The following is a 23399-nucleotide window of genomic DNA, read 5'->3' on the forward strand; positions in this document are numbered from 1 at the left end:
TGACTCGGCGACGGCGGGAGGGGAGGATTATGGATGAGCGGGTGCTCAGCCGGGTGCCACGGGGAGGAGCGCGCGTGCGGGACCGCCTGGCGACTCCGTCCCTGCTCGCGCACGCCGTGCTCATCCAGGCCGTCGCGTTCCTGCTGCGGCCCGCCGCCGTCTACCAGGCGATCCAGCTCGACGTGCCGTCCTGGGCGCTCGGTGCCCTCGGCGCCTCCTTCGCGCTGGTGCCGCTGCTGATCGCGCTGCCGACGGGCGGGCTGGTCGACCGGGTCGGCGCCCGGGCCGTGATGGCGGTCGGCTCCCTCGTCGCGGTGGGAGCGGCCGCGGTGCTGCTCCTGGCGGGCGGGAGCGTCGCGGGGCTGCTGGTCGGCATCGCCCTGCTCGGCGCGGGGCATCTGGGCTGCGTGGTCGGGCAGCAGACCGTCGTCGCGGGCGGCACCGGAGGCACGCGGCTCGACAGCCGCTTCGGCTACTACACGTTCGCCGCGTCGCTCGGGCAGGCGATCGGGCCCGCGTTCATCCCTGTGCTCGCGGGCGGCTCGGTGCGGCCCGACCCGGCACCGCTGTTCCTCGTGGGCGGGATCCTCGCGGTGCTGCTGCTCGTCTCGACGGCGGGGATCCGCAGCCCGTCCCCGCGCGGACCCGCGGCGGAGGAGGAGACGGCTCCGGGGTCGACGCTCGGGCTCCTCCGGGTGCCGGGCCTCGCGCGCGCCCTGCTGACCAGCGCGACCGTCGTCGCCGCCGTCGACCTGACCGTCGTGTACCTCCCCGCCCTCGGCGCCGAGCGCGGACTCCCGGCGGGCGTCGTCGGGGCCCTGCTCACCGTGCGCGCGCTCGCGTCGATGGCCTCGCGCCTCCTCCTCGGCGCGGCCACCGCCCGGCTCGGGCGCACCCGGGTGATGATGGGCGGCATCCTGATCTCGGCGCTCTGCCTGGTGCTGGTGGCCCTGCCCGCGCCGACCGCGCTCCTCTTCGTCGCGGTCGCCGCCCTCGGCCTGGGCCTCGGGATCGGCCAGCCCATCACGATGTCCTGGCTGATCGAGCGCACCCCCGCCGACCGCCACGGCCGCGCCCTCGCGCTGCGCCTGGCCGGGAACCGCCTCGGGCTGATCGCCCTGCCCAGCCTCCTCGGCGTCCTCGCGGCGGCGGCCGGAGCGGGCGGCGTCCTCATCGGCACCGGCGCCGCGGTCGGCGCGACCCTCCTCCTCCTGCGCGGGGTGCGCCTGGACTGAGGTGCCCGAGAATGCTGCAGATCGGCCGCGCGAGCCGCATTCCCGGGCACCTCGGCCGGATCAGCCGGAGGGTCAGTTGCCCGGCTCCTCCACGCGGACGTCCTCGGCGGCCTTGTCGGCGCGCCAGCCGCGCCAGACCGGCTGGCGCAGGGTGCCGGAGGCGGTCCGCTCGCGGTAGCGGACCTCGCCGACCAGCACGGGCGACACCCAGTGCACGCCGCGCGACTCGAGCGGAGGGACGGAGACGGCGGGCTCGTCGGTGGCGTGCTCGGCCAGGCGGACGACCAGTCCGCGGCGCTCGCGATCACTGAAGCCGGTGCCGACGCGGCCGGAGTAGGCGAGCCCGTCCTCGCCGGGGATCGCGGTCAGCAGCGCCCCGACCGAGCCCTGCAGACCGCCCTCGCCCTCGCGCCAGCCCACGATCACGACCTCCTGCAGCCGGTGGTGGGTCAGCTTGATCCAGTCGCGCGAGCGGCTGCCCTCCTGGTAGCGCGAGTCGCGGCGCTTGGCGACCACGCCCTCGAGCCCGAGGGTGCGGCTGGTGGCCATCGCCTCCTCCAGGTCGCCGTCGAACACGGACGGGACGTGCACGCGCTCGTTCTCGGCGACGAGCTCGACCAGTGCCGCACGACGGGTGTCGTAATCGCTCCCGGTCAGGTCCTCTCCTGCGCGCTCGAGCAGGTCGAAGACCATCAGGTGCACCGGAGTGGACCGGGCGGCCGCCTCGATCTCGCGCGGCTTCGTCAGCCCGCCGCGGGTCTGCAGGGCACCGAAGTCGGGGCGCCCGCGAGCGTCGAGAGCGACGATCTCGCCGTCGAGCACGGCGTCGGCGGCGGCCTCTGAGAGCGGGGCGAGCAGGTCGGGGAACGCGGTGGTCAGGTCGTTGCCGTTGCGGCTCGTGAGGGTCGCGGTGCCGCCCTGCACCCGCACGAGCGCGCGGTAGCCGTCCCACTTCATCTCGATCGCGGCCCAGGGGTCCACCTCCCCGCGGCGTCCGGCCGTGGCGAGCATGGGGCGGTGGCGGCGCGGGGCGGAGTCCTCGGCCGGGCGGTCGGCGGAGGGTGCGGGGCGGGAAGCGGGCGACGCGGCGGACGCGGCCGCCCGGCCCCGTCGCTGCGTCCCGTGGCTGTGAGCGGGCCCCGGCGCCATGAGGTGCAGGAGCCAGTTCTTCTCGGCGCCCGCGTGCGCTCCCGTGTGCAGCAGGGCGTAGCGGCGGGGCTCGCCGCCGAGCCCGCCGTCGGGGCGGCCGGTCAGTACCGCGATCACCTCCTTCCCCTCGCGCCACTTCTCGAGGGCGTAGGTCCCCTCGTCCCAGATGCGCACCTCGCCGCCGCCGTACTCGCCGGCCGGGATCGTGCCCTCGAAGGTCGCGTACTCGAGGGGGTGGTCCTCGGTCTGCACCGCGAGCCGGTTCGGGTCGCCCTCCAGCGGCGGGCCCTTCGGCACCGCCCAGCTGACCAGGACGCCGTCGTGCTCGAGCCGGAAGTCGTAGTGCAGGCGCCGCGCGTGGTGCTCCTGGATGACGAAGGAGTCGCCCGAGGAGGAGCCCGCGGACCCCGCCTCGGGCACCGGCTCCGGGGTCTTCGACGCGTCGCGCATGCTGCGGTAGGTCGCCAGGCGGTCGGAGGAGGCGTCCGTCGCGGCGAAGCCCGCCATCCGCTCCGGGGTCGGCTCGAGACCGGCGCCGCGGGCGGCGAGCAGCGGGCGGAGGAGGTCGCCGTCGCTCCGCAGCCGCTCCACCGCCTCGTCGGGCGACAGGTGGCGCAGGCCCTCTTCGCCCAGCTCCTCCCAGGTGCGGGGCGCGGCGACGGCGGGCCGGAGGCGCCCGCGGAGGGAGTAGGGGGCGATGGTCGTCTTCGCCGCGCTGTTCTGGCTCCAGTCGACGAGGACCTTGCCCTCGCGCAGGGTCTTCTTCATGTCCGAGACGACGAGGTCGCGGTGGTCCGACTCGAGCGCGCGCGCCAGCTCGTGCGCGACCTCCGAGATCTGGTCGCTGGAGGCGGAGGCGTCCAGCGGGCAGTAGAGGTGGATCCCCTTGCTCCCGCTGGTCACCGGCAGCGGAGCCAGGCCCATCCCCTCCAGCAGGTCGCGGGCGAGGAACGCGACCTCGGCGCACTCGGCCAGGCCCGCCCCCTCGCCCGGGTCGAGGTCGAGCACGAGGCGGTCGGGCGGACGGCGCTCGCCGTCGGATCCCACCCGCCACTGCGGGACGTGCAGCTCGAGCGCCGCCTGCTGCGCCAGCCAGGTGAGCCCGGCGACGTCGTCGACCAGCGGGTACTCGACGTCGCGCGACGAGTGCGCGAGCCGGGTCCGGCTCAGCCAATAGGGGGCGGAGGAGGGGAGGTTCTTCTCGAAGAAGACCTCGCCCGAATGCTCGGCGGTGCCCACTCCGTCGACCCAGCGCTTCCGGGTGACCGGGCGGCGGGCGAGATGCGGCAGCATCGCGGAGGCGACGGAGGCGTAGTAGGAGAGCACGTCGGCCTTGGTGAAGCCGGTCTCCGGGTAGACGACCTTGTCGAGGTTCGTCAGCCGGAGCCTCCGCCCGCCGACCGAGACGATCTGCTGCGAGGCGGCCATCCCTCCATGGTGGAGGCAGGCGCTCGCCGAGGGAACCCCGGACCGTCGAGGGAACCCGCAGGAGCGGGCTCCCTCGACGACTCGGGGTTCCCTCGGCGGCGGGGAGTAGCGTCGACGCACCACGTCCGAAGGAGCCCTCCGTGCCCGACACGATCGCCGACATCCCCCTCACCACGATCGACGGCACCACGTCGACCCTCGCCGACTACCCGCCCGTGCGGCTGATCGTCAACGTCGCCTCCCGCTGCGGCCTCGCCCCGCAGTACGAGAAGCTCGAGGCCCTGCAGAAGAGCTACGGGGAGCGCGGATTCACGGTCCTCGGCTTCCCGAGCAACCAGTTCCTCCAGGAGCTGAGCGACGAGGACAAGATCAAGGCGTACTGCTCGACGACCTGGGGGGTCACCTTCCCGATGTTCGAGAAGGTCCGCGTCAACGGCCGCTCGGCGCACCCGCTCTACGCGGAGCTCACCAAGGCGGAGGACGAGAACGGCAAGGCCGGACGCGTGAAGTGGAACTTCGAGAAGTTCCTGATCACGGCCGACGGCACGGTGCACCGGTTCCGCCCGACGGTCGAGCCCGACGACCCGCGGATCGTCGGTCTGATCGAGGCGTCGCTCCCCGCCTGATCCCGCTCAGCGGCGGGCGCGGGGTCGGAGCGCCGCCCGTCGCGGCTCAGCGGTCGCGGAGGCCCAGGGCCGAGCGGGCGTCCGCGGGCTCGACGCCCTCGGGGCAGACGATGTCCGAGACGTCGAACGGTGTCGCGCGCGAGAACGGGATCATCTCGATCCCGTCGACGTGGCGCAGCAGCACGAGGCCGCCCTCGCCCTCGCGCAGGCTCCGGCGCACCTGGCGCAGGAAGATGCCGGCCATGTCGAGCTCGACGACGAAGGAGCGGCCGCTCACGTCGATCCGGCAGCCGATGACCGGCTGGGAGCCGACGGAGACGGAGTCCGGCACGCGGCGCGGCTCGATCGGCTGCTCCTTGCGGAGCGTCCTCACCGGGGTGAGGGTGGGCAGGCCGGTCGCTCGCGCGGTGTCCGTCATGGTCGTCTCCGTCCGTCGACGTCCGCCGATGGTTCCGGGGACGTCTTCTCGACGGTACTTCGCGTCCCCCGCAGAGGGGACGGGGTTGACGGCCGCGCGATCAGGGGGCAGCAGGGCTCAGGAGCCCTGGCGCTGCTCCTCGGGCTCCGGCAGGACCGAGAGCTCGCCGTGCATGCTGGCGACGCTGAGCATCTGCTCGATCCACGCGCGGTTGAGCTTGGGCTGGTGCGCCTCGGTGAAGCGGAAGTGCAGCGGCACCGACGGGTGCAGCCAGACGGAGCTCCGGCCGTGTCCGGTGGAGGCGTCCTCCATCCACGAGAGAGAGAAGGCTTCGTTGCGGCGCAGCTTCGAGAGGACGGCGACCTTCAGGTGCGCGAGGACGCGCTCCTCGAATTCGATCTCGAGGTTCTGCGGTCCGTAGATGAGCGTGGCCACGGGCCCCCTTCGTTCATCGGGCCGGCCCTGGCGGACGGCTCCTCGGGGGACGGTATCCGCTCGGACCCCGGTGCGGGGAATCGGGCGGGAGACACGCCGGACCCCCATTGACAGTCCCGCGGACGGGACGTAGCACTGCCGGGCGTGCTGGGCGCCACGATAGCCGACGCGTGACGGCGGAGTCGATGCTCCGTCGCGGATCTCCGGTCGGGCGGGGCCGGCCCGGGAGCGGGCGCGGGCACCTCGTGTCGGCTGCCGGCCGCGTCGCTCCGGATCCTCGTCACGGCCCGGTCGGCGCGTCCCACCCCTCCTGCGGGGTCGCGCAGGTGCCGCGGAAGACGTACTGCGACGGCAGCTTCCGCTGGTGCGAGGACCAGTCGATCGCCGGCCGCCGCCGCTCCGGAGGCAGGTAGCCGAGCCGGTACACCGCCATCAGCTCGAGCTCGTCGGGCACGGCGAGGAGGGACTCGATCCGCGCCCACGCTCCCGGCACCTCCATCGGGAACGACACGAACTGGATCCCCATCCCCAGCTCGACCGTGCTCAGCCAGACGTTCTCCATCGCGGCGCCCATGCTGAACACCGAGTAGAAGGAGGAGAGCTCGCCCGGCCGGTACTCGGAGCGGTCGAGCATCACCCCGAGCAGCAGCGGCGAACCCGCGACGAGCCGGCGGTTCTCCTCGCCGAGGGTCTGCGGGACGCGGAGGGAGTTCATCAGGAACTGGCCGCGCTTGGTGAAGACCTGCTTCGTGAAGGGGCGGAGCGGAGCCGGCAGCTTGTCGAACAGCATCCCGTCGCGCCGCTGCTCCATCTCCTCGCTGCTGAAGCGGAAGTAGGGCTTGTAGCGCTCGAAGAACGTGCCGTTCGACATGGCGGTGGTCATGCTCTCGCCGCTGATCGCGGCGATCCGGTCGATCGTCTCGCGCTCCTCGACGAGCACGAACCGCCACGGCTGGCTGTTGAGCTGCGACGGCGCTCGGCCGGCCACCTCCATCAGGAGCCGCTGGTGCTCCTCGGAGACGCGATCGGGCAGGAACGCGCCGTTGGTGGTCTTCCGGCGCCGGACGACATCGAGGAACTCCATGCCTCGATCCTGCCCCGATCGGCTGCGCACGGGGCGAGCGGCGCCCGTCCGGGGCGCGCGGGGTAGCATCGAGGGTCCTGTGCAGGCTCGAGGGAAGCGGTGGAACGGTGAAGACGAGGGTCATCTTCTACCTTCTCGGAGGAGTGTTCGTGCTCGGCGCGGGCATCAACTCGGTCGTGGGCTCCGGCTTCTCGGTGCCGAACCTGCTGACGATGCTCTGCGGCGCGCTCATCCTCGCGATCGCCGGCTGGCAGGCGCTGCGCTCCTACCGCTCCGACCCCGACCGCGACGTCGAGCCCCCGCGCTAGCGGCGGGTCCGGTCCGGCATCCCGCGCCAGCGCGGAGGCGGTCCGGCGCAACCTCGGCTGAGAAGGGGGTCCCTTCCTCGACGGAGGAGGGGGACCGGTGTCAGCCGACGTTGCGCTGCGGCCGCAGTCCGTCAGCGCCCGAACGACCCGGACCCGAGCAGTCGGCGGACGTCCTGCCGTCGCGCCGGCCGCCGCGTCCGCTCGAGCGCGGCGAGCACGAACGGAGCCGCCGCCAGCGCGATCGCTGGGTGCCGGCGTCCGTGCGTCCCCGCGAAGGGGATCGCCGCCAGCGGGACGGCGGCGGGAGCCAGCGCGGCCGCGGCCCGGGGATCGGACCGGCGCAGCGTCGCCCAGGCGAGCGCCGTGAGCGACGACGTGCAGATGTAGAGCGCGTGGTGGATCCAGTGCCAGCGGCCCGTGCGCAGAGCGCCGGTGGCGACGGCGGTGCCGAGGGCGCAGTTGGCGGAGTAGCCGACCGCGGCGGCGCGCAGCCAGCGGGGACCGGAGGCGCTCGCCCTGCGCCCGGCGCTCGCCCTGCGCCCCGCGCTCACCCGGCGCCCGGCGCTCACACCTCGCCCCGCGCGAGCAGCAGCCGGTAGGGCGCCGCGCGCTCGACCCGCCACCCCTCGGGCGCCACCGCCCGCAGCTCGGCGGCGGTGAAGCTGCGCCGCACCGACAGCGACCCGTCGTAGTGGAGGAACGAGCCCGCCGCGATCGGGCGCGTCGCCAGCAGGTAGGCCGTGTAGGCCAGCCGGGAGCGCTCGATGTCGTTGTGGAGGGCGCGCGGAGCCAGGCGCTCGCTGTCGGCGAGCAGACCCGCGAGCGACTCCGGCGTCAGGTGGTGCAGCACGTGGTTGGAGGTCACCAGGTCGAAGTGCTCGCCCTCGGCGACCAGGTCGGCGCTGCTCGCGCGGCGGAACTCGACTCCGGGCGGCGCGGGCGTCGACGTGGCGAAGGCGGAGGCGCGCTCGTCCGGATCGACGGCGGTGATCGCCAGGCGGAGACCGTCCTCGCGGGCCCAGCCGGCGAGGGAGCGGGCGACGTCGCCGCCTCCGGAGCCGATGTCGAGCAGGCGGAACGGCTCGTCGGGCCGCAGCAGCGGGCGCAGGCGCGAGCGGTAGAGGCCGCGCCACCCCGAGACCAGCCGGTTCACCGTGCCGAAGCGGGCGTAGGTGGCGTCGAGCAGGGTCCGGTCGCAGTCCGGGTCGTCCATCAGCTCCTGCTCGGAGACCTCGCGGTGGCGAAGGTCCGGCGCGAGAGGGGCTCGCGGAGTCACTCCCCGCCCCGCTTGGTGAGCAGCGCGAGCTCGACGGTGAGGCCGGGACCGAACGCCATCGCGCCGATCCGCTCGCCGTCGGCCGCCTCGCCGTGGAGCAGGCGCCGCAGGATGAAGAGGACGGTCGCGCTCGACATGTTGCCGTTGGTCCGCAGCACCTCGCGCGACGGGGCCAGCTGCTCGTCGCTGAGGGCGAGCGAGGCCTGCACCTTGTCGAGGATGCTGCGGCCGCCGGGGTGGATCGCCCAGCGCTGCACGTCGCTCCGCTCGACCTCTGCGCCGGCCAGCAGCGGGGCGACGGCCGCCTCGATGTTCGCTCCGATGATCGAGGGCACGTAGGTGCTCAGCCGCATCGAGAAGCCGTGGTCGCCGATCGTCCACGCCATCTCGGTCTCGCCCTCGTCGGTGAGCGTCGTGGCGAGCGCGTCGAGCTCGAGCACCGGGGTGCCGGGCGCGGCCTCGCGGGCGGTGACGACGGCCGCCGCTCCGCCGTCGGCGAAGACGGAGGTCGCGACGATCTGCTCCGGGTCGTTGGAGCTCGTGAGGTGGATGGTGCACAGCTCGACCGCGACGACGAGGACGACCGCCTCCGGGTCGGCCTCGCAGAACTGGCGGGCGGCGCGCAGGCCGGGGAAGGCGCCGTAGCAGCCCATGAAGCCGAGGTGGAAGCGCTGCGTCGAGGGCGCGAGGCCGAGGCGGCGGACCAGCTGGTAGTCGGGCCCCGGAGCGTAGAAGCCGGTGCAGGAGACGGTCACCACGTGGGTGACGTCCTCGGCGGTCATCGACGCGGACGCGAGGGCGCGGCGGGCGGCCTCCGTGAAGAGCTCGGGAGCGCGCTCGGTGTAGACGGCGTTGCGGGCCGCCGTCCCCGGGTCGAGCACCAGGCCGCTCTCGGCGTCGTAGAAGACGCTCGCGCCCTCCCGCTCGACGCGGTCGAGCTCGTCGACCACCGTGCTGCGGGTGTCGATCCCGGACGCGTCGAAGGCCGCGCCGATCAGGCGGGACCCGAGACGGGTCATCGCGGGCTGGGACGCGAAGAGGTCGCGCACCTCGGACTGGCGCAGGACCGTGGTCGGCACCGCCGTCTCGATGCTGCGGATGTGGACGCTCACCCGCAGGAACCTATCGCGGAATCCTGCGGGTGAGCGGTGCCCGGGAGCGTGATCAGAGGATCGGCTTCCCGCCGGTGACGGCGATCGTCGACCCGCTGATGTAGCTCGCCTCGTCGGAGGCGAGGAGGACGTAGGCGGGGGCCGCCTCGGCCGGCTGCCCGGGGCGGCCCAGCGGGACCTGCTCGCCGAACTCGGCGACGGCCTCCTCCGGCATGGTCGAGGGGATCAGCGGGGTCCAGATCGGGCCGGGCGCGACGGAGTTCGCACGGATGCCCTTCTCGCCGAGCGCCTGCGCGAACGAGGCGGTGAGGCTGAGGATCGCCGACTTCGTGGCGGCGTAGGGCAGCAGCTGGTACGACGGCTGGTCGGACTGCACCGAGCTCGTCGCGATGATCGACGCTCCCTCCTCCAGGTGGGGGAGCGCCGACTTCACGAGGTGGAAGTAGGCGCTGATGTTCGTCGCGATCGTGCGGTCCCACTCCTCGTCCGGGATGTCGGTGACGCTCTCGCGGCTCATCTGGAAGGCGGCGTTGCTGACGAGCACCTCGAGGTGGCCGAAGCGCTCGACGGTCTCTGTGACGACGGCGCGGCAGTGCGCCGGGTCCTGCAGGTCGCCGGGGAGGAGCAGCGCCTCGCGGCCGGCGTCCCGGACCCACTTCGCGGTGTCCTCGGCGTCGTCGTGCTCGTCGAAGTACGAGATCGCGACGTCGGCGCCCTCGCGCGCGAACGCGATCGCGACGGCCTTGCCGATGCCGCTGTCGCCGCCGGTGATGAGGGCGACCTTGCCGCTGAGGCGGCCGGTGCCGCGGTAGCTGGTCTCGCCGTGGTCGGCCTTCGGCGTCAGCTCGGCCTCGGTGCCGGGCGGTGTCTGCTCAGGGGATTCCGGAGTCATGACTCTCCCTCTCGTGTCGTCGGTCGGTGCCCCCATGCAAGCGGGTGGGAGGGAGGGGGCGCAGGGGGTTGACGACCCGACCGCCCCGTCCTGTCGTCAAGCCCGCGACACCGAGGGCTCCCTGGGTCTTGACTGAGCGTGTCGCCCTTCTTCGGGGCGCTCGGCCAGGAGGTTCGACATGAGCACGACAGACAGGGATCCGGCTGACGGCGGACTGCCGCGACGCGCAGAGGGCTCGGCGGCGGGCGGCACGGCGCGCATCGACTCGGCGGGGGACACGGGAGCTGCTGCGGCGACGGACCGCTCCGCGACTCCGGACCGCTCCGCGACTCCGGACCGCTCCGACTCCGCGGACCGCTCCGCCTCCGCCCACTCGGCGCCCGAGCACCGCGCGCCCGTCGACCCCGACTCCGCCGAGGCGAAGCAGGCCCGTGCGGCCGCGCGCAAGGACATCCACCAGCGCGAGCGCGACCGCTTCGGCGGCTTCAAGATCGGCTGCGCCTTCTTCGGCTGGCTCGCCGCCACCGGACTCGCCGTCCTCCTGACCGCTCTCGTCACCGCGATCGGGGCCGCCGTCATCGGGACCCAGGACGTCACCGGCGACCTCGCGGCCGACCCGGCCGCGTTCGGCTGGGCGGGCGCGATCGCGCTGCTGGTCATCCTCCTCGTCGCCTACTACTGCGGCGGCTACGTGGCCGGCCGCATGGCCCGCTTCAGCGGAGCGAAGCAGGGCGTCGGAGTGTGGGCCTGGGCGGTCGTCGTCGCGATCGTCGTGGGCATCGTCTCGGCGATCACCGGCGGCAGCCAGGCGCTCTCCGCGGTCAGCGGCTTCCCGACGATCCCGCTGGACGCGGGCGACGCCACGGCCGCGGCGATCGTGACGGCGCTCGCCGCACTGGTCGTCGCGCTGGTCGGCGCCGTGCTCGGCGGTCTCGCCGGCATGCGCTTCCACCGCCGCGTCGACCGCGAGGGCCTCTCCGGCCTCTCCGTCTGACGCTCCCGTCCGTCCCCTCTCCGCGAGATGCCACTTGGGTACGCGCCGCACGGCGTGTCGCGTACCCAAGTGGCATCTCGCGGAGGGGAAGTAGGGTGCTCCGCGTGACAGGGGAGCGAGGGGCGGCGCTGGCGAGCGAGCTGCGGGAGTGGGATGCGGGTGCGCTCGCCGGACTGCGGGACGAGTACCTGGCGTTCCTCGAGCAGCGCGGCGAGTCGGCGCTCGAGCGCGACGGCGGCCCCGAGCACATCACCGCGAGCTGCTTCGTGCTCTCGCCGGATCTCGCGGAGGTGCTCCTCTGCTTCCACCGCAAGGGCCGGTTCTGGGTGCAGCTCGGCGGGCACATCGAGGCCGGCGACGACTCCGTGGCCGCCGCTGCCCTCCGCGAGGCGCGGGAGGAGAGCGGGGTGGCGCGCCTGCAGCCGCTCGGCGTGCTGCCGCTCGACCTCGACCGGCACGCGCTCGGCGACGGCTTCGGCCGCTGCTCCCGGCACTGGGACGTGGGCTTCGGCGCGATCGCCGATCCGGACGCTCCCGTGACGGTCAGCGACGAGAGCGACGACGTGGCCTGGTGGCCGGTCGACTCGCTGCCCGCCGAGGTGCCGCCGGGGTTCGGCGAGCGGCTGGCCGGGGCGCTCGCCGCGGCGCGTCTACTCGGTGGTGCGGGGCCGCTCAGCGGCTGACCGAGGCCCGCCTCCACTTGCTCCACGTCCCGCCAGCGCGTCTCCGACGAGTCCTCCCCCTGACTCCGGCGGGGTGCGGCACGATGGGGCGATGAGCAGCACCGCTGACCCCGTCGTCGTCCTCGCCGGTGCGAGCGGGTTCCTCGGGACCGAGCTCGCCCGCCGCTTCACCGCCGACGGCTGGACGGTGCGGCGGATCGGCCGCTCGGGGCCGGACGCGCGCTGGGGCGACATCGCCGGGATCACGCGGACGCTCGACGGCGCCCGCCTCCTGGTGAACCTCGCCGGCAAGAGCGTCGACTGCCGGTACACCGCGGCGAACCGCGCCGAGATCCTCCGCTCCCGGGTGGCGACCACCGCGGAGCTGCACCGCGCGGTCGGGGCGGTCGCGACTCCTCCGCCGGTCTGGATGAACGCGAGCACGGCCACGATCTACCGGCACGAAGAGGAGCGGGCGAACACCGAGGACGAGGGCGTGCTCGGCGAGGGGTTCTCGGTCGACGTGGCGCGGGCGTGGGAGTCGGAGTTCTTCGCGGGAGAGACGCCCGGGGTGCGGCGAGTCGCGCTGCGGATGTCCATCGTGCTCGGAGACGGTCCGGCGACGGCGATCCTGCTGCGGTTGGCGCGACTCGGCCTGGGGGGTCCGCAGTTCGACGGGCCGTGGCCCTCGACGCGCGCCCGCCGGGACGCCGGCGTGCACCACGAGCACCGGCGCACCCGCGGTCGGCAGCGCTTCAGCTGGATCCACGTGGAGGACGTGTACCAGTCGATCCGCTTCCTCGAGGAGTCGTCCCTCGACGGACCGGTGAACCTCGCGTCGCCGAACCCGAGCGACAACACCGAGCTCTCGCGGCTGCTCCGCGCGGCCGTCGGCCGTCGGATCGGGATACCGGCCCCGCGCTTCGTCCTCGAGCCCGCGACCCTCCTGCTCCGCACCGAGCCCGAGCTCCTGCTCAAGTCCCGCTGGGTCGTGCCCGGCCGCCTCGAGGACGCCGGCTTCGCCTTCGCGCACCCCGACCTCGCCGAGGCCCTCCGCAGCCTGGCCTGACCCGGCCCGCCGCGGCGACCGACCCCCGCCGCGAGCCTGCGTCGCGGAGGCCTGGGTCCGAGCGCGGATCCGCCCCGCCACCCGGCCACCCTCGAGGCGCCGGCTGGAACGCGTGCCGAGCGTTTCGGATGCGCCGAACGCACCCCGCTCTGCAGAACCCGGCCACCCTCCTCGCCGACTGCGCCACGCCGCGCGGGGAGCGGCGTGATCGAGATCACGTCGGAGGTCGCGCTACTGCGCGACCTTCGCCGCGATGTCGCTCCGATACAGCCCGCCGTCGAGGTGGATCAGGTCGAGCGCGCGGTACGCCCGCTCCCGCGCCTCGGCGAAGTCGGCGCCGCGCGCGACGACGTTGAGCACGCGGCCGCCGGTGGCGACGAAGCGCCCGTCGACCAGCTGGGTCGCCGCGTGGGCGATGGTGACGCCGGGGACGGCCGCCGCCGCCTCGAGCCCGGTGATGGTCCGACCGGTGACGGCGTTCTCGGGGTAGCCCTCGCTCGCGAGGACGACGGTGACGGCGACCTCGTCCGTGAACGCGGGCCACGGGACGGAGGCGAGCGCACCGGTGGCCGCCGCGTGCAGCAGCGCGGACAGCGGGGAGGCGAGGCGGGGGAGGACGACCTGGGTCTCGGGGTCTCCGAAGCGGGCGTTGAACTCGATCACGCGCAGGCCCGCGTCGGTCACGATGAGGCCGCAGTAGAGGAGTCCGACGAAGGGGGTGCGCTCGCGCTCGAGCTGGCGGATGGTCGGGATGGCGACCGTGTCGATCACCTCGTCGACGAACGCGCGCTCGCTCTCCCAGCGGTCGGCGAGCCAGGGCAGCGGGGAGTAGGCGCCCATGCCGCCCGTGTTCGGTCCTTCGTCGCCGTCGCTCAGGCGCTTGAAGTCCTGCGCGGGGGAGAGGGGGACGACGTCGTGGCCGTCGGAGAGGAGGAAGAGGGAGACCTCCTGGCCGGCGAGGAACTCCTCGATGAGGACGTCGCCGGACTGCAGCCAGAACTCGGCGTGCGCGATCGCGGCGCTGCGCGACTCCGTCACCAGGACGCCCTTGCCCGCGGCGAGGCCGTCGGCCTTGACGACCGAGGGGAGTCCGTAGTCGTCGATGGCGCGGGTGGCGTCGACCAGGGTGGAGACGCGGGTCGCGCGGCCGGTGGGCACGCGGGCCATGTCCATCACACGCTTCGCGAAGGTCTTCGAGCCCTCGAGCGCCGCCGCGGCCTTGTCCGGGCCGAAGGTGGGGATGCGGCGCTTGCGGAGCGCGTCGGCGACTCCCGCGACCAGGGGCGCCTCGGGGCCGATGACGACGAGCTCGATGCCCTGCTCCACCGCGAAGCCGCTGACCAGCCGGGGGCTGTTCGTGTCGAAGTGGATGACCTCGACGTCGCGCGCGATCCCGGCGTTGCCGGGCGCCGCGATGATCTCGTGGTGCTCCTCCTCCGCGAGGAGAGCCGTGATGATGGCGTGCTCACGGGCACCCGAACCGAGGACGAGGATCTTCACCCTGACAGGATAGGGCGCCCCGCCCCGGGCCAGGTCCCTGTGACGTCCTCCTCCGCGGGGCGGCGCTGCGGACGCCGACACGCCGGGCGGGGCCCCGCGGGAGGCGTCCGGGAGCGGGCGGCGGCGGCAGGATGGGTGCATGGCCAAGGGCAGGATCGACGAGGCGAGCGGGCAGTCCGCGGTGCGGGCGGCGCTCGCCGGTGGAGCGGACCGGAACACGACGGCGACGGCGGTGCGGTTCCTCCTGCAGATCATCGAGACGAACGTCCCCGGTCGCAGCGTCGAGGTGCGCGTTCCGCCGTTCGGCGCGGCCCAGTGCGTCGAGGGTCCGGGCCACACCCGCGGCACTCCGCCGAACGTGATCGAGATGGACGCGGCGACCTGGCTGCCGCTCGCGACCGGCTCCCTGCCGTGGAGCGAGGGCCTCGCGAGCGGGCGGATCCACGCCTCGGGAGTACGCGCGGACCTCACGCCGTTCCTCCCCGTCCTGCGCGTGGGCTGAGCGTCGGCGAGTTAACTTCTCGTAAACGCGGCGGCGAGCCGTCGTCGGAACGTTTGACCTGGGGTCCGCCGTCGGGTTGTCTGGGAATAACCCCCTCACGCGGCACGAATCCTCTCCGGATCCACCGCTCGATGCTTGGAGTCCCCTTCACGATGCGCAGTACCTCCCCGGGCCGACGCGGCCTCACCCGACTCCTCTCCGCGACCGCCGTCGGCGCCGTCGCCGGAGCGGCCCTCCTCGGCGCCACGCCCGCCGCGGCGGCCGAGGGCGATGTCGCCATCGACATCCTCTCGATCAACGACTTCCACGGGCGGCTCGCCGCCGACCGCGCCGTCGCCGGAGCCGCTGTGCTCGCCGGTGCCGTCGACTCCTACCGCGCCGCCAACCCGAACACGCTGTTCGTCTCGGCCGGCGACAACATCGGCGCCTCGACCTTCGTGTCGAAGGTGCAGGGCGACATCCCCACGCTCGACTCGCTCAACGCGATGGGCCTCGACGTCAGCACGCTGGGCAACCACGAGTTCGACCAGGGCCGCGCCGACGTGGACGGCCGCGTCGTGGACGCCTCGGCGTTCCCCTACGTGAACGCGAACCTCTACGACACCGCGACCGGCGAGCGCGCCTACTCCCCCTACGTGATCACCGAGCAGGACGGCGTCTCCGTCGCCTTCATCGGCGCGATCACCGAGGACCTCGGCAAGCTCGTCAACCCCGCCACGATCTCGACGCTCTCCATCGAGCCGATCGCCGAGAACGTCAACGAGGTCGCCGCGCAGCTCCAGGACGGCGACGCCGCCAACGACGAGGCCGACGTGGTCGTCCTGCTCCTGCACGAGGGAGCCGACGCCGACGCGGCCGAGCTGAACACCCCGGAGGCGGACCCCAAGTTCGGCGCGATCGTCAACGCCGTCGCCCCGAACGTCGACGCGATCGTCTCGGGCCACAGCCACCAGGAGTACAACGCGGGCATCGACGCCGGCCGAGCCTTCCCGACCGTCGTGTCGCAGACCGGCAGCTACGCCGAGAACATCGGCCGCATGTCCCTGACCGTCGACCCGGCGACCAAGCAGCTCACCTCGCTCACCAGCGAGGTCGTGCCGCTCACGAAGGTCGTCGACGACCCGGCCTCCGACGACCCGGCCAAGACGATCGTCGTCGGCGCCTTCGAGCCCGACGCCGAGGTCGAGAGCATCGTCGCCGACGCCCAGGCCGTCGCCGTCCGCGAGGGCAGCGTGAAGGTCGGCACCATCACCGAGGACATCTCGCGCGCCTACCGCCCGGACGGCACCACGACCAACCGCGGCTCGGAGTCGACCCTCGGCAACCTCGTCTCGGACGCCCAGCTCTGGGCCACCCGTGAGCTCGGCACGCAGATCGCCTTCTCGAACGCGGGCGGCCTGCGCGACGACCTCTCCTACACCGCGACTCCGGACCAGCCCGGCGACGCGGACGGCGTGGTCACCTACGCCGAGGCCTCCGACGCCCAGCCCTTCGCGAACACCCTGGTGACCCTGCAGCTCACCGGTGAGCAGATCTCCGACCTGCTCGAGGAGCAGTGGGTGGGCAGCTCCAGCCACCCGCAGCTGAACCTCTCCACCTCGAAGGACCTCACCTACGTCTTCGACGCCACGGCCCCCGAGGGCTCGCGCATCTCGCAGGTGTTCTTCCAGAACGAGCCGATCGACCCGGCCGCGACCTACACCGTCGTGACCAGCAGCTTCCTCGCGAGCGGCGGCGACGGCTTCAGCACCTTCACCGAGGGCACCGGCACGGCCGACTCCGGCCGCATCGACCTGGACGCCTTCGTCGGCTACATCCAGGACCTCGGCACCGTCAGTCCCGACCCCGTGCAGCGCACGATCGGCCTGACCGACAACGTCCCGGACTCGGGCGAGTACGCGTTCGGCGACACCATGACCGTCGACCTCTCCTCGCTCCTGTTCAGCACCGGAGCCGCGGCCGACACCACCGTGACCGCGAGCGTCGACGGCACCGTCGTCGGCACCGCGACGATCGACCCCACCCGGGCCGTCACCGACGACTCGACCGGTCGCGCGTCGTTCTCGGTCCCGATCGACGAGAGCCTGGCAGGCGGCGCGCACACCGCGACGTTCGCGCTCGACACCACCGGCACCGAGATCAGCGTCGGCTTCGCCGTCGCGGCCGGCGCCGGAGCGGGCACCCCGACTCCCGGACCGACCACGGAGCCGACGCCCGCGCCGACCACGCCGCCCACCACGGGCCCCGCGCCGACGCCGACCACCGCTCCGGTCGCCGGCTCGCACCACCTCGCCGAGACCGGAGTGGACGCGACCCCCGCGTTCGTCGCCGGGATCGCCGCTCTGCTGCTCGGTCTGGGCATGACGGTCGCGCGCCTGCGCCGCCGCACAGCCGCGAAGTAGCCGCACCGCGCGCACGACGGGCCCTCGACTCCGGTCGGGGGCCCGTCGTCGTGTGCGGGGCGAGCCGATGGGGGCCCCTGGGAGCCGCGGCGGGGAGGCGTTCCCCGAGGAGCGGCAGCAGCCCCCGGAGACGCGAGAACGCCGCCTCCCGGTCGGGAGACGGCGTCGGAACGCGATGAGGTGCTGTCGCGGAGCGGCGGGGCTCAGTGCTGCGCGGGGACCTGACGGTAGCCGTCGCGGCTGGCGACGAGCACCGTCGACACCGTGCCCCATGCGGCGAGGCCACTGAGGACGACGAGGATTGCGATGCTCATGAGTGTTCTGCCTTTCGTTGCGGCGGCTTCTGATCCATCCGCCGGGATGCTGTGTACAACGTCCAGTGTCCGGCCCCGTGTTCCGTAGGACAATCGAACTGTTCTTGCCCTGACGTGTAGTTTCTCTACATGGACGTGCGACGGCTGGAACTGCTCCGCGAGCTCTCGATGCGCCGCTCGATCACGGCCGTGGCGGAGGCGACGCACCGCACGCCCTCCGCGGTCTCGCAGCAGCTCAAGGTCCTCGAGCGCGAGGCCGGCGTGCCGCTGATCGAGCGCTCCGGCCGCGGCGTGGTGCTCACGGCGGCGGGACGCGAGCTCGCCCGGAGCGCCACGGAGATCGCGATCGCGCTCGAGCGGGCCGACGCCGTCTGGCAGACGTTCAAGAACAACCCGATCGGCGAGGTCACCATCGCGACCTTCCCCACCGCGGGGCAGATGCTCCTCCCGAACGCGCTGGTGGCGCTCCGGAGCGTCGAGGGGCTCGTCGTGCAATGCGAGGACGCGGACCCCGGCACCGACGAGTTCGCCGACCTGACCGCCGACTTCGACATCGTGCTCGCCCACTCGCCCACCGGCCGCAGCGCCTGGGCCGGCCGCGGCCTCGCGATGGCGGAGCTGATGATCGAGCCCCTCGACATCGGCCTGCCGGTCGGGCACCGCCTCGCGGACCGGGCGACGGTCTCGGCGGCGGACCTGGTCGGCGAGACCTGGATCGGCGTCCCGGACGGGTTCCCGTTCGAGCGCGTGATGCAGGACATCGAGACCGCGTCCGGCGAGGCGGTGCGGGTGGAGCAGCGCTTCGCGTCCACGCGCGTGACGGAGGCGTTCGTCGCGGCGGGCCTGGGGATCGCGGTCCTCCCGCGCTACACGGCGGGCGGCGCGGGAGTCGTCGTGAAGCCGCTCCGCGGGGTGAACTCCGTGCGGCACATCGTCGCTCTGATGCGTCCGGACCGGGCGGAGCGGCTCTCGGTTCGCACCGTGGTCCGCGAGCTGCGGGCGCAGGCGGGCCGGCTCGTGCACGCGCTCTGAGCGATCACGGTGCCGTGCCCTCGCCCGCGCGGGGGAGAATGGAGACATGAGCGATCCCGCCGGCCCCGAGGTCACCCGCGAACAGGTCGACGTCCGCCGCTCGCCGCGCGTCTGGCGCATCCTGACGCTCGGCGTCGGGCTCGGAGCGATCGCGGCCTTCGTGCTGACCTTCGCGCTGCCCGAGACGGAGGGCTTCTCCCGCGGGCAGGTCTTCGGCTTCAGCCTGCTGCTCTTCGTGACGCTGTTCGGCGCCCTCGCGGGGCTCGTCGTGGTGCTGCTCGACCGGGTCGTCGGCCGGAAGGTCGTCCGGACCACCGCCGAGCGGATCGTCGAGCGCGAGGACGCGGCCGAGGAGCCCGCGGCCGAGGGGACTCCGCCCGACGTGGGGACCTCGTCCGACGAGGGCGACCCCCGGGCCGGGTCCGACCGGGTCTAGCAGGCGGAGACGGACCGCCCAGCGGCCGCGGCACTCCGCCCTGAGCCGGGGGTCCCGTCCGCGGCTCGCGCTCGCGGACGGGACCGCGGCGTCAGCGTCCCCGGCGCGACGAGGAGCGGCGGCTGCTGCTCGTGGTGGACGTCGGGCGCTTGGCGGCGGCGCGCTTGGCCTTCTGCGACTTCGAGATCTTCTTGGCCACGAAGGTGAGCAGGAACGGCAGGATTCGGTAGATCACGGGGGACTCCTCGGGTGCATGCGCGCGGGGCCGCGCACCCTCCGATCATGGAGCGGCGCACGGATCCGCGGCACCCGTTGCGCCGCGACCGGCGCTGTGCAGAGCTCAGCTGAGCTGCGTGCGCTCCACCCAGTCGAGGTACTCCGGAGTGACGGTGCCCGTCACGTACTCGCCGGTGAAGCAGCTGGTCTCGAGGTCGGTGACGTCCGAGCCCTCGAGGATCGCCGCCTTCATATCGGCGACCTCCTGGTAGATCAGCTGGTCGGCGCCGATCGCCTCCGAGATCTCGGGGATGCGGCGGTTGTGGGCCACGAGCTCCTGGCGCGAGGGCATGTTGATCCCGTACACGTGCGGGTAGCGCACGGGAGGCGCGGCGGACGCGAAGGTGACCGTGTTCGCGCCGGCCGCGCGGGCCATGTCGACGATCTCCTTGGAGGTGGTGCCGCGGACGATCGAGTCGTCGACGATCAGGACGTTCTTGCCCTTGAACTCGCTCGACATCGCGTTGAGCTTCTGGCGCACCGACTTCTTGCGGACCGCCTGCCCGGGCATGATGAACGTCCGGCCGACGTAGCGGTTCTTGTAGAAGCCCTCGCGGTACTCGATCCCGAGCTTCTGCGCGACCTGCATCGCAGCGGGGCGCGAGGAGTCGGGGATCGGCATGACGACGTCGATCGCTCCGCCCGGGGTGTACTGCGCGATGGTGTCGGCGAGGCGGTCGCCCAGGCGCAGGCGCGCCTCGTAGACCGAGATGCCCGACATCACGGAGTCGGGGCGGGCGAGGTAGACGTACTCGAACGAGCACGGGATGAGGCGCGGGTCCTTCGCGCACTGGCGGCTGGCCATCCGGCCGTCGGGCGTGATGAAGACCGCCTCGCCGGGAGCGACGTCGCGCACGATCTCGAAGCCCTGCGCCTCGAGGACGAGCGACTCGGAGGCGACCACCCAGTCGTCCGGAGCCCCGGTGTTGCTGCGGCGGCCGACGATGAGCGGGCGGATGCCGAAGGGGTCGCGGAACGCCAGGAGCCCGACGCCGGCGATCAGCGCGATGGTGGCGTAGGAGCCCTCGACGCGCTCGTGCACGCGGGCGACGGCGTCGAACACCTCGTCGGCGTCGAGGTCGCGGCCCGACATCGACGCCTGCAGCTCGTTCGCCAGCACGTTGACCAGCAGCTCCGTGTCGGAGGTGGTGTTGAGGTGCCGGCGGTCGATGCGGAAGAGCTCCTCGGTGAGCTCGCGCGTGTTCGTGAGGTTGCCGTTGTGGACGAGGATGATGCCATACGGCGCGTTCACGTAGAACGGCTGCGCCTCCTCCTCGCGCTCGGCGTTGCCCTTCGTCGCGTAGCGCACGTGGCCGAGGCCCATGGAGCCCAGCAGCGAGCGCATGTCGCGGGTGCGGAACGCCTCGCGGACCTGTCCCGCGGCCTTCTTGATGTGCAGGGTGCTGCCGTCGGCGGTCGCGATGCCGGTCGAGTCCTGGCCGCGGTGCTGCAGGAGGGAGAGGCTGTCGTAGATGGACTGGTTGACCGGTCCGGAGGACACGATCCCAACGATTCCGCACATGCCGGAGGGGCTCCCAAGGGGATAGCAGGGGGGTTTGACGGTCCATCCTGGCACGCGGGGGACTCATCCCCTAATGGTTCGCCGTGGGCGGATCCGTGGCTCCGGGGGTGCTCAGGGCGGCGCCGACCGGCGGATCGGCCGGGCGGGCGGTCGGGGAGCCGCGCGGCCGCTCAGCTGCTCGGAGCCGTCCAGGCTCCCGCGAGGCTCCGGTCCAGGACGCGGCGCCAGCCCTGCGGAGCCGCGGACTCGCGGCTGGTCGTGCCCGCCATCCAGAGCAGGGCCATCAGGTCGTCGTGGGTGAAGTCGGGGGAGAGGGATCCGTCGCGGTGGGCGGCCTCGACGAGATCCCGGCCGAGCTCGATCGAGCGGTCGCAGGCCTCGATGACGGCGACCGCGTCGGGGAAGCGGCGCAGCATCGCGTCGTTGAGGGCGGGGTCCTCCAGCTGGAGGTCGATCATCCCGGAGACGAAGCGCTCCAGGCGTCCGCGGGAGGACCGCTCGGCGAGAGCGCGCTCTGTCAGACCCTTCAGCTTCTCGCCGGCGACGGCCGGGACGACGGCGTCGATGAGCTCCTCACGGGAGCCGACGCGGTTGTAGAGGGTGCCGATGCTCACGCCGGCGTGACGGGCGATGTCCTCGAGAGGGGCGGCCAGGCCGCGGGAGCCGAAGACCTCGAGGGCGGCGGCGTGCAGCTTCTCGACGTTCCGCTGCGCGTCCCGGCGCAGGACCTTCTGCTCGTCCATGCGATCCTCCCGATGATCTCGAGGTGCCGCTCAACTCATGGTCCAATGAGTCTTGAGGCTGACCTCAACTTAGCAGCCCCGCTCATCGCGCCCCAGGGCGCACGACGACAGGACCTCCCATGCCCCTTCTCACCGTTATCGGCGCGGGCCCCGGCCTCGGCCTCGAGATCGCCCGCGTCTTCGGCCGGGCCGGCTTCACCGTCGCGCTCGTCTCGCGGAACCAGGAGAAGCTGGACGGCCTGGCCGCTCGTCTCGCCGAGGAGGGCATCGAGGCGACGGGTTTCGCCGCCGACATCGCGCGGCCCGAGACCCTGACCGCCGCGTTGCGGGCGATCCGTGCCGACCTCGGTCCGATCGACGTCCTCGAGTTCTCTCCCGCCGACTCCGCTCTCGCTCCGGTCGGCGTCCTGGACGTCACGCCCGAGAACCTGCAGCCGCAGATCGACTTCTACCTCGGCGGCGCGCTCCGTGCCGTCGGCGAAGTGGTTCCGGACATGATCGCCGCCGGCAGCGGGACGATCCTCGTCACCACCGGCGGCGGCTCCGTCGCCCCGCACGCGGCGCTGGCGAACATCAACATCGCCGCCGCGGGCCTGCGGAACTGGGTCCTCAACCTCCACTCCGCGCTCGAGCCCCGAGGCGTCTACGCCGCCCACGTGGCGATCACCGCGCTCATCGACGGCGGCCACCCGGACGCGGCGGCCGAGGTCATCGCCCGGTCCTACCTCGACCTCCACCGCAGCCGCGACCGCGCCGAGCTGCACTACGTGGCCTGGGACGCGTGACCGCGGGAGCGCAGCGGGAGCCGCCGGGGCGGCGGACCCGGATCCGCGCCGCGGCGGGAGGGGCCAGTCGGTAGGGTCGTCGCGTGAGTGATGAGACGAGCAGCTACGCCCGCGCAGGAGTCGACACGGCGGCGGGGGACCTCGCCGTCGAGCTGATGAAGTCGGCGGTGTCGGCGACGCACGACAGCCGCGTCCTCGGCGGGGTCGGCGGCTTCGCGGGCCTGTACGACGTCTCCTTCCTCCGCGACTTCCGCGCCCCGCTCCTCGCGACCTCGACCGACGGCGTCGGCACCAAGGTCGCGCTCGCGCAGGCGATCGACAAGCACGACACCATCGGGCAGGACCTCGTGGGCATGGTCGTCGACGACATCGTCGTGGTCGGCGCCCGCCCCTTCTTCATGACCGACTACATCGCGTGCGGCAAGGTGGTCCCGGCCCGCATCGCCGACATCGTCGCCGGCATCGCGCGCGCCTGCTCCGAGACGGGCACCGCGCTCGTCGGCGGCGAGACGGCCGAGCACCCGGGCCTGCTCGGACCCGACGACTACGACGTGGCGGGCGCGGCGGTCGGCGCGATCGAGGCCGACCAGGTGCGCGGCGCCGACCGCGTGCGCGACGGCGACGTCGTGGTGGCGATGGCCTCCTCCGGACTGCACTCGAACGGCTACTCGCTCGTGCGCCACATCCTCGCCGAGCGCGGCATCGGCTTCACCGATCGCTCTGAGGAGCTGGGCGGCGTGGTCGGCGAGGTGCTGCTGGAGCCGACCCGCCTCTACACCCGTCCCCTCCTCGACCTGCTCGACGACGCCGGGCTCGGCCCGGCCGTCCACTCGATCAGCCACGTCACCGGCGGCGGCATCGCGGCGAACCTCGCCCGGGTGCTGCCGCGCGGCTCGTGGGTCGAGGTCGAGCGGGCGAGCTGGAGCCCGTCCGACGTGTTCCGCGCGCTCGCCGGGATGTCCGGCGCGACGCTCGAGAGCACCGAGGGCACCTGGAACCTCGGCATCGGCATGTTCGCCGTGGTCGCGGCGGAGGCGGCCGACGGCGTGATCGCGCGCCTCGAGCGCTCGGGCGTCCCGTCGTGGGTCGCGGGCCGCGTCTCGACGGCCGCGCGCGGATTCGAGGGCTTCGAGCAGGGCGCGAAGGGCGTCGACGGCGGAGCGGTCCGCCTGGTCGGGTCCTACGCGGGCTGACCTCCG

24 protein-coding genes are annotated in these 23399 nt (G+C 73.3%); 12 read left to right on the top strand and 12 right to left on the bottom strand.

Features of this window, described 5'->3' with window-relative positions:
- Nucleotides 1–74: 74 nt before the first annotated feature.
- Nucleotides 75–1235, top strand: coding sequence for an MFS transporter (locus C5D44_RS12240; RefSeq protein WP_258067964.1), 1161 nt, complete (start codon nt 75–77; stop codon nt 1233–1235).
- A 72-nt stretch (nt 1236–1307) separates the two neighbouring features.
- Here the strand turns inward: C5D44_RS12240 and C5D44_RS12245 are convergent, their stop codons facing one another.
- Entirely contained in the window at nt 1308–3812 is a 2505-nt protein-coding gene (locus C5D44_RS12245) for an ATP-dependent DNA ligase (protein WP_104281790.1), read from the bottom strand.
- A gap of 140 nt (nt 3813–3952) precedes the next feature.
- Between C5D44_RS12245 and C5D44_RS12250 the strand changes: the two genes are divergently transcribed.
- A complete protein-coding gene (locus C5D44_RS12250; RefSeq protein WP_258065135.1) occupies nt 3953–4438 on the top strand; it encodes a glutathione peroxidase in 486 nt (161 codons plus the stop codon).
- 46 nt (nt 4439–4484) lie between these two features.
- Here C5D44_RS12250 and C5D44_RS12255 read toward each other — a convergent pair whose 3' ends face one another.
- The 3 genes from C5D44_RS12255 to C5D44_RS12265 form a co-directional block, all read right to left on the bottom strand.
- Nucleotides 4485–4856: a hypothetical protein gene (locus C5D44_RS12255; protein ID WP_104223778.1), complete on the bottom strand. Its 372-nt coding sequence runs from the start codon at nt 4854–4856 to the stop codon at nt 4485–4487.
- A gap of 117 nt (nt 4857–4973) precedes the next feature.
- A complete protein-coding gene (locus C5D44_RS12260; protein ID WP_244229547.1) occupies nt 4974–5291 on the bottom strand; it encodes a hypothetical protein in 318 nt (105 codons plus the stop codon).
- A 280-nt stretch (nt 5292–5571) separates the two neighbouring features.
- Nucleotides 5572–6375 (bottom strand): nitroreductase family protein, encoded by an 804-nt coding sequence (locus C5D44_RS12265; protein WP_104281791.1) that lies wholly within the window; start codon nt 6373–6375, stop codon nt 5572–5574.
- A gap of 107 nt (nt 6376–6482) precedes the next feature.
- Between C5D44_RS12265 and C5D44_RS12270 the strand changes: the two genes are divergently transcribed.
- Nucleotides 6483–6683 carry a hypothetical protein gene (locus C5D44_RS12270; protein WP_104223776.1) on the top strand — a complete coding sequence of 67 codons (201 nt, stop codon included), beginning with the start codon at nt 6483–6485 and terminating at the stop codon, nt 6681–6683.
- Between the two features lie 131 nt (nt 6684–6814).
- Here C5D44_RS12270 and C5D44_RS12275 read toward each other — a convergent pair whose 3' ends face one another.
- From C5D44_RS12275 to C5D44_RS12290, 4 genes are read right to left on the bottom strand one after another with little or no spacing between them, the layout of a single operon-like run.
- Complete coding sequence (locus tag C5D44_RS12275) at nt 6815–7252, bottom strand: hypothetical protein (protein ID WP_258067965.1); 438 nt, start codon at nt 7250–7252, stop codon at nt 6815–6817.
- Entirely contained in the window at nt 7249–7959 is a 711-nt protein-coding gene (locus C5D44_RS12280) for a class I SAM-dependent methyltransferase (RefSeq protein WP_258067383.1), read from the bottom strand. The genes C5D44_RS12275 and C5D44_RS12280 overlap by 4 nt, the downstream gene beginning before the upstream one ends.
- The gene (locus tag C5D44_RS12285; protein WP_104277066.1) at nt 7956–9071 is read right to left on the bottom strand and encodes a type III polyketide synthase; all 1116 of its coding nucleotides are present in this window, start codon (nt 9069–9071) and stop codon (nt 7956–7958) included. The genes C5D44_RS12280 and C5D44_RS12285 overlap by 4 nt, the downstream gene beginning before the upstream one ends.
- 52 nt (nt 9072–9123) lie before the next feature.
- A complete protein-coding gene (locus C5D44_RS12290; protein WP_104281792.1) occupies nt 9124–9963 on the bottom strand; it encodes an SDR family oxidoreductase in 840 nt (279 codons plus the stop codon).
- A 178-nt stretch (nt 9964–10141) separates the two neighbouring features.
- On the opposite strand from C5D44_RS12290, the gene C5D44_RS12295 reads away from it, so the two are divergent.
- The 3 genes from C5D44_RS12295 (at nt 10142) to C5D44_RS12305 (ending at nt 12688) form a co-directional block, all read left to right on the top strand.
- Nucleotides 10142–10957 (top strand): hypothetical protein, encoded by an 816-nt coding sequence (locus tag C5D44_RS12295; protein ID WP_258067966.1) that lies wholly within the window; start codon nt 10142–10144, stop codon nt 10955–10957.
- A gap of 104 nt (nt 10958–11061) precedes the next feature.
- Entirely contained in the window at nt 11062–11640 is a 579-nt protein-coding gene (locus C5D44_RS12300) for an NUDIX hydrolase (RefSeq protein ID WP_258067968.1), read from the top strand.
- Nucleotides 11641–11731: 91 nt separating this feature from the next.
- Nucleotides 11732–12688 carry an epimerase gene (locus tag C5D44_RS12305; protein ID WP_104281793.1) on the top strand — a complete coding sequence of 319 codons (957 nt, stop codon included), beginning with the start codon at nt 11732–11734 and terminating at the stop codon, nt 12686–12688.
- 231 nt (nt 12689–12919) lie between these two features.
- On the opposite strand, the gene purD is transcribed toward C5D44_RS12305, so the two are convergent.
- Nucleotides 12920–14188 (bottom strand): phosphoribosylamine--glycine ligase, encoded by a 1269-nt coding sequence (gene purD / locus C5D44_RS12310; RefSeq protein ID WP_104277063.1) that lies wholly within the window; start codon nt 14186–14188, stop codon nt 12920–12922.
- A gap of 139 nt (nt 14189–14327) precedes the next feature.
- Between purD and C5D44_RS12315 the strand changes: the two genes are divergently transcribed.
- The 4 genes from C5D44_RS12315 (at nt 14328) to C5D44_RS12330 (ending at nt 18874) form a co-directional block, all read left to right on the top strand.
- Nucleotides 14328–14690, top strand: a complete 363-nt coding sequence (locus C5D44_RS12315; RefSeq protein WP_104277062.1) for a sterol carrier family protein — start codon at nt 14328–14330, stop codon at nt 14688–14690.
- 152 nt (nt 14691–14842) lie between these two features.
- Nucleotides 14843–17092, top strand: a complete 2250-nt coding sequence (locus C5D44_RS12320; protein WP_104281794.1) for a bifunctional UDP-sugar hydrolase/5'-nucleotidase — start codon at nt 14843–14845, stop codon at nt 17090–17092.
- Between the two features lie 443 nt (nt 17093–17535).
- Nucleotides 17536–18438 carry a LysR family transcriptional regulator gene (locus tag C5D44_RS12325; RefSeq protein WP_104277060.1) on the top strand — a complete coding sequence of 301 codons (903 nt, stop codon included), beginning with the start codon at nt 17536–17538 and terminating at the stop codon, nt 18436–18438.
- 46 nt (nt 18439–18484) lie between these two features.
- Complete coding sequence (locus C5D44_RS12330) at nt 18485–18874, top strand: hypothetical protein (protein ID WP_104281795.1); 390 nt, start codon at nt 18485–18487, stop codon at nt 18872–18874.
- Nucleotides 18875–18965: 91 nt separating this feature from the next.
- Here C5D44_RS12330 and C5D44_RS18110 read toward each other — a convergent pair whose 3' ends face one another.
- The 3 genes from C5D44_RS18110 to C5D44_RS12340 form a co-directional block, all read right to left on the bottom strand.
- Nucleotides 18966–19109: a hypothetical protein gene (locus C5D44_RS18110; RefSeq protein WP_181065538.1), complete on the bottom strand. Its 144-nt coding sequence runs from the start codon at nt 19107–19109 to the stop codon at nt 18966–18968.
- 105 nt (nt 19110–19214) lie between these two features.
- Nucleotides 19215–20672, bottom strand: coding sequence for an amidophosphoribosyltransferase (gene purF / locus C5D44_RS12335; protein WP_104223766.1), 1458 nt, complete (start codon nt 20670–20672; stop codon nt 19215–19217).
- A gap of 170 nt (nt 20673–20842) precedes the next feature.
- Complete coding sequence (locus C5D44_RS12340; RefSeq protein WP_104281796.1) at nt 20843–21415, bottom strand: TetR/AcrR family transcriptional regulator; 573 nt, start codon at nt 21413–21415, stop codon at nt 20843–20845.
- A gap of 119 nt (nt 21416–21534) precedes the next feature.
- Between C5D44_RS12340 and C5D44_RS12345 the strand changes: the two genes are divergently transcribed.
- A complete protein-coding gene (locus C5D44_RS12345; protein ID WP_104281797.1) occupies nt 21535–22200 on the top strand; it encodes an SDR family NAD(P)-dependent oxidoreductase in 666 nt (221 codons plus the stop codon).
- An 83-nt stretch (nt 22201–22283) separates the two neighbouring features.
- The gene (gene purM, locus C5D44_RS12350) at nt 22284–23393 is read left to right on the top strand and encodes a phosphoribosylformylglycinamidine cyclo-ligase (protein WP_104277057.1); all 1110 of its coding nucleotides are present in this window, start codon (nt 22284–22286) and stop codon (nt 23391–23393) included.
- Nucleotides 23394–23399 lie beyond the last annotated feature (6 nt).

The organism is Rathayibacter sp. AY1B5 (assembly GCF_002932795.1).
In the GTDB taxonomy this organism is placed as follows: Bacteria; Actinomycetota; Actinomycetes; order Actinomycetales; family Microbacteriaceae; genus Rathayibacter.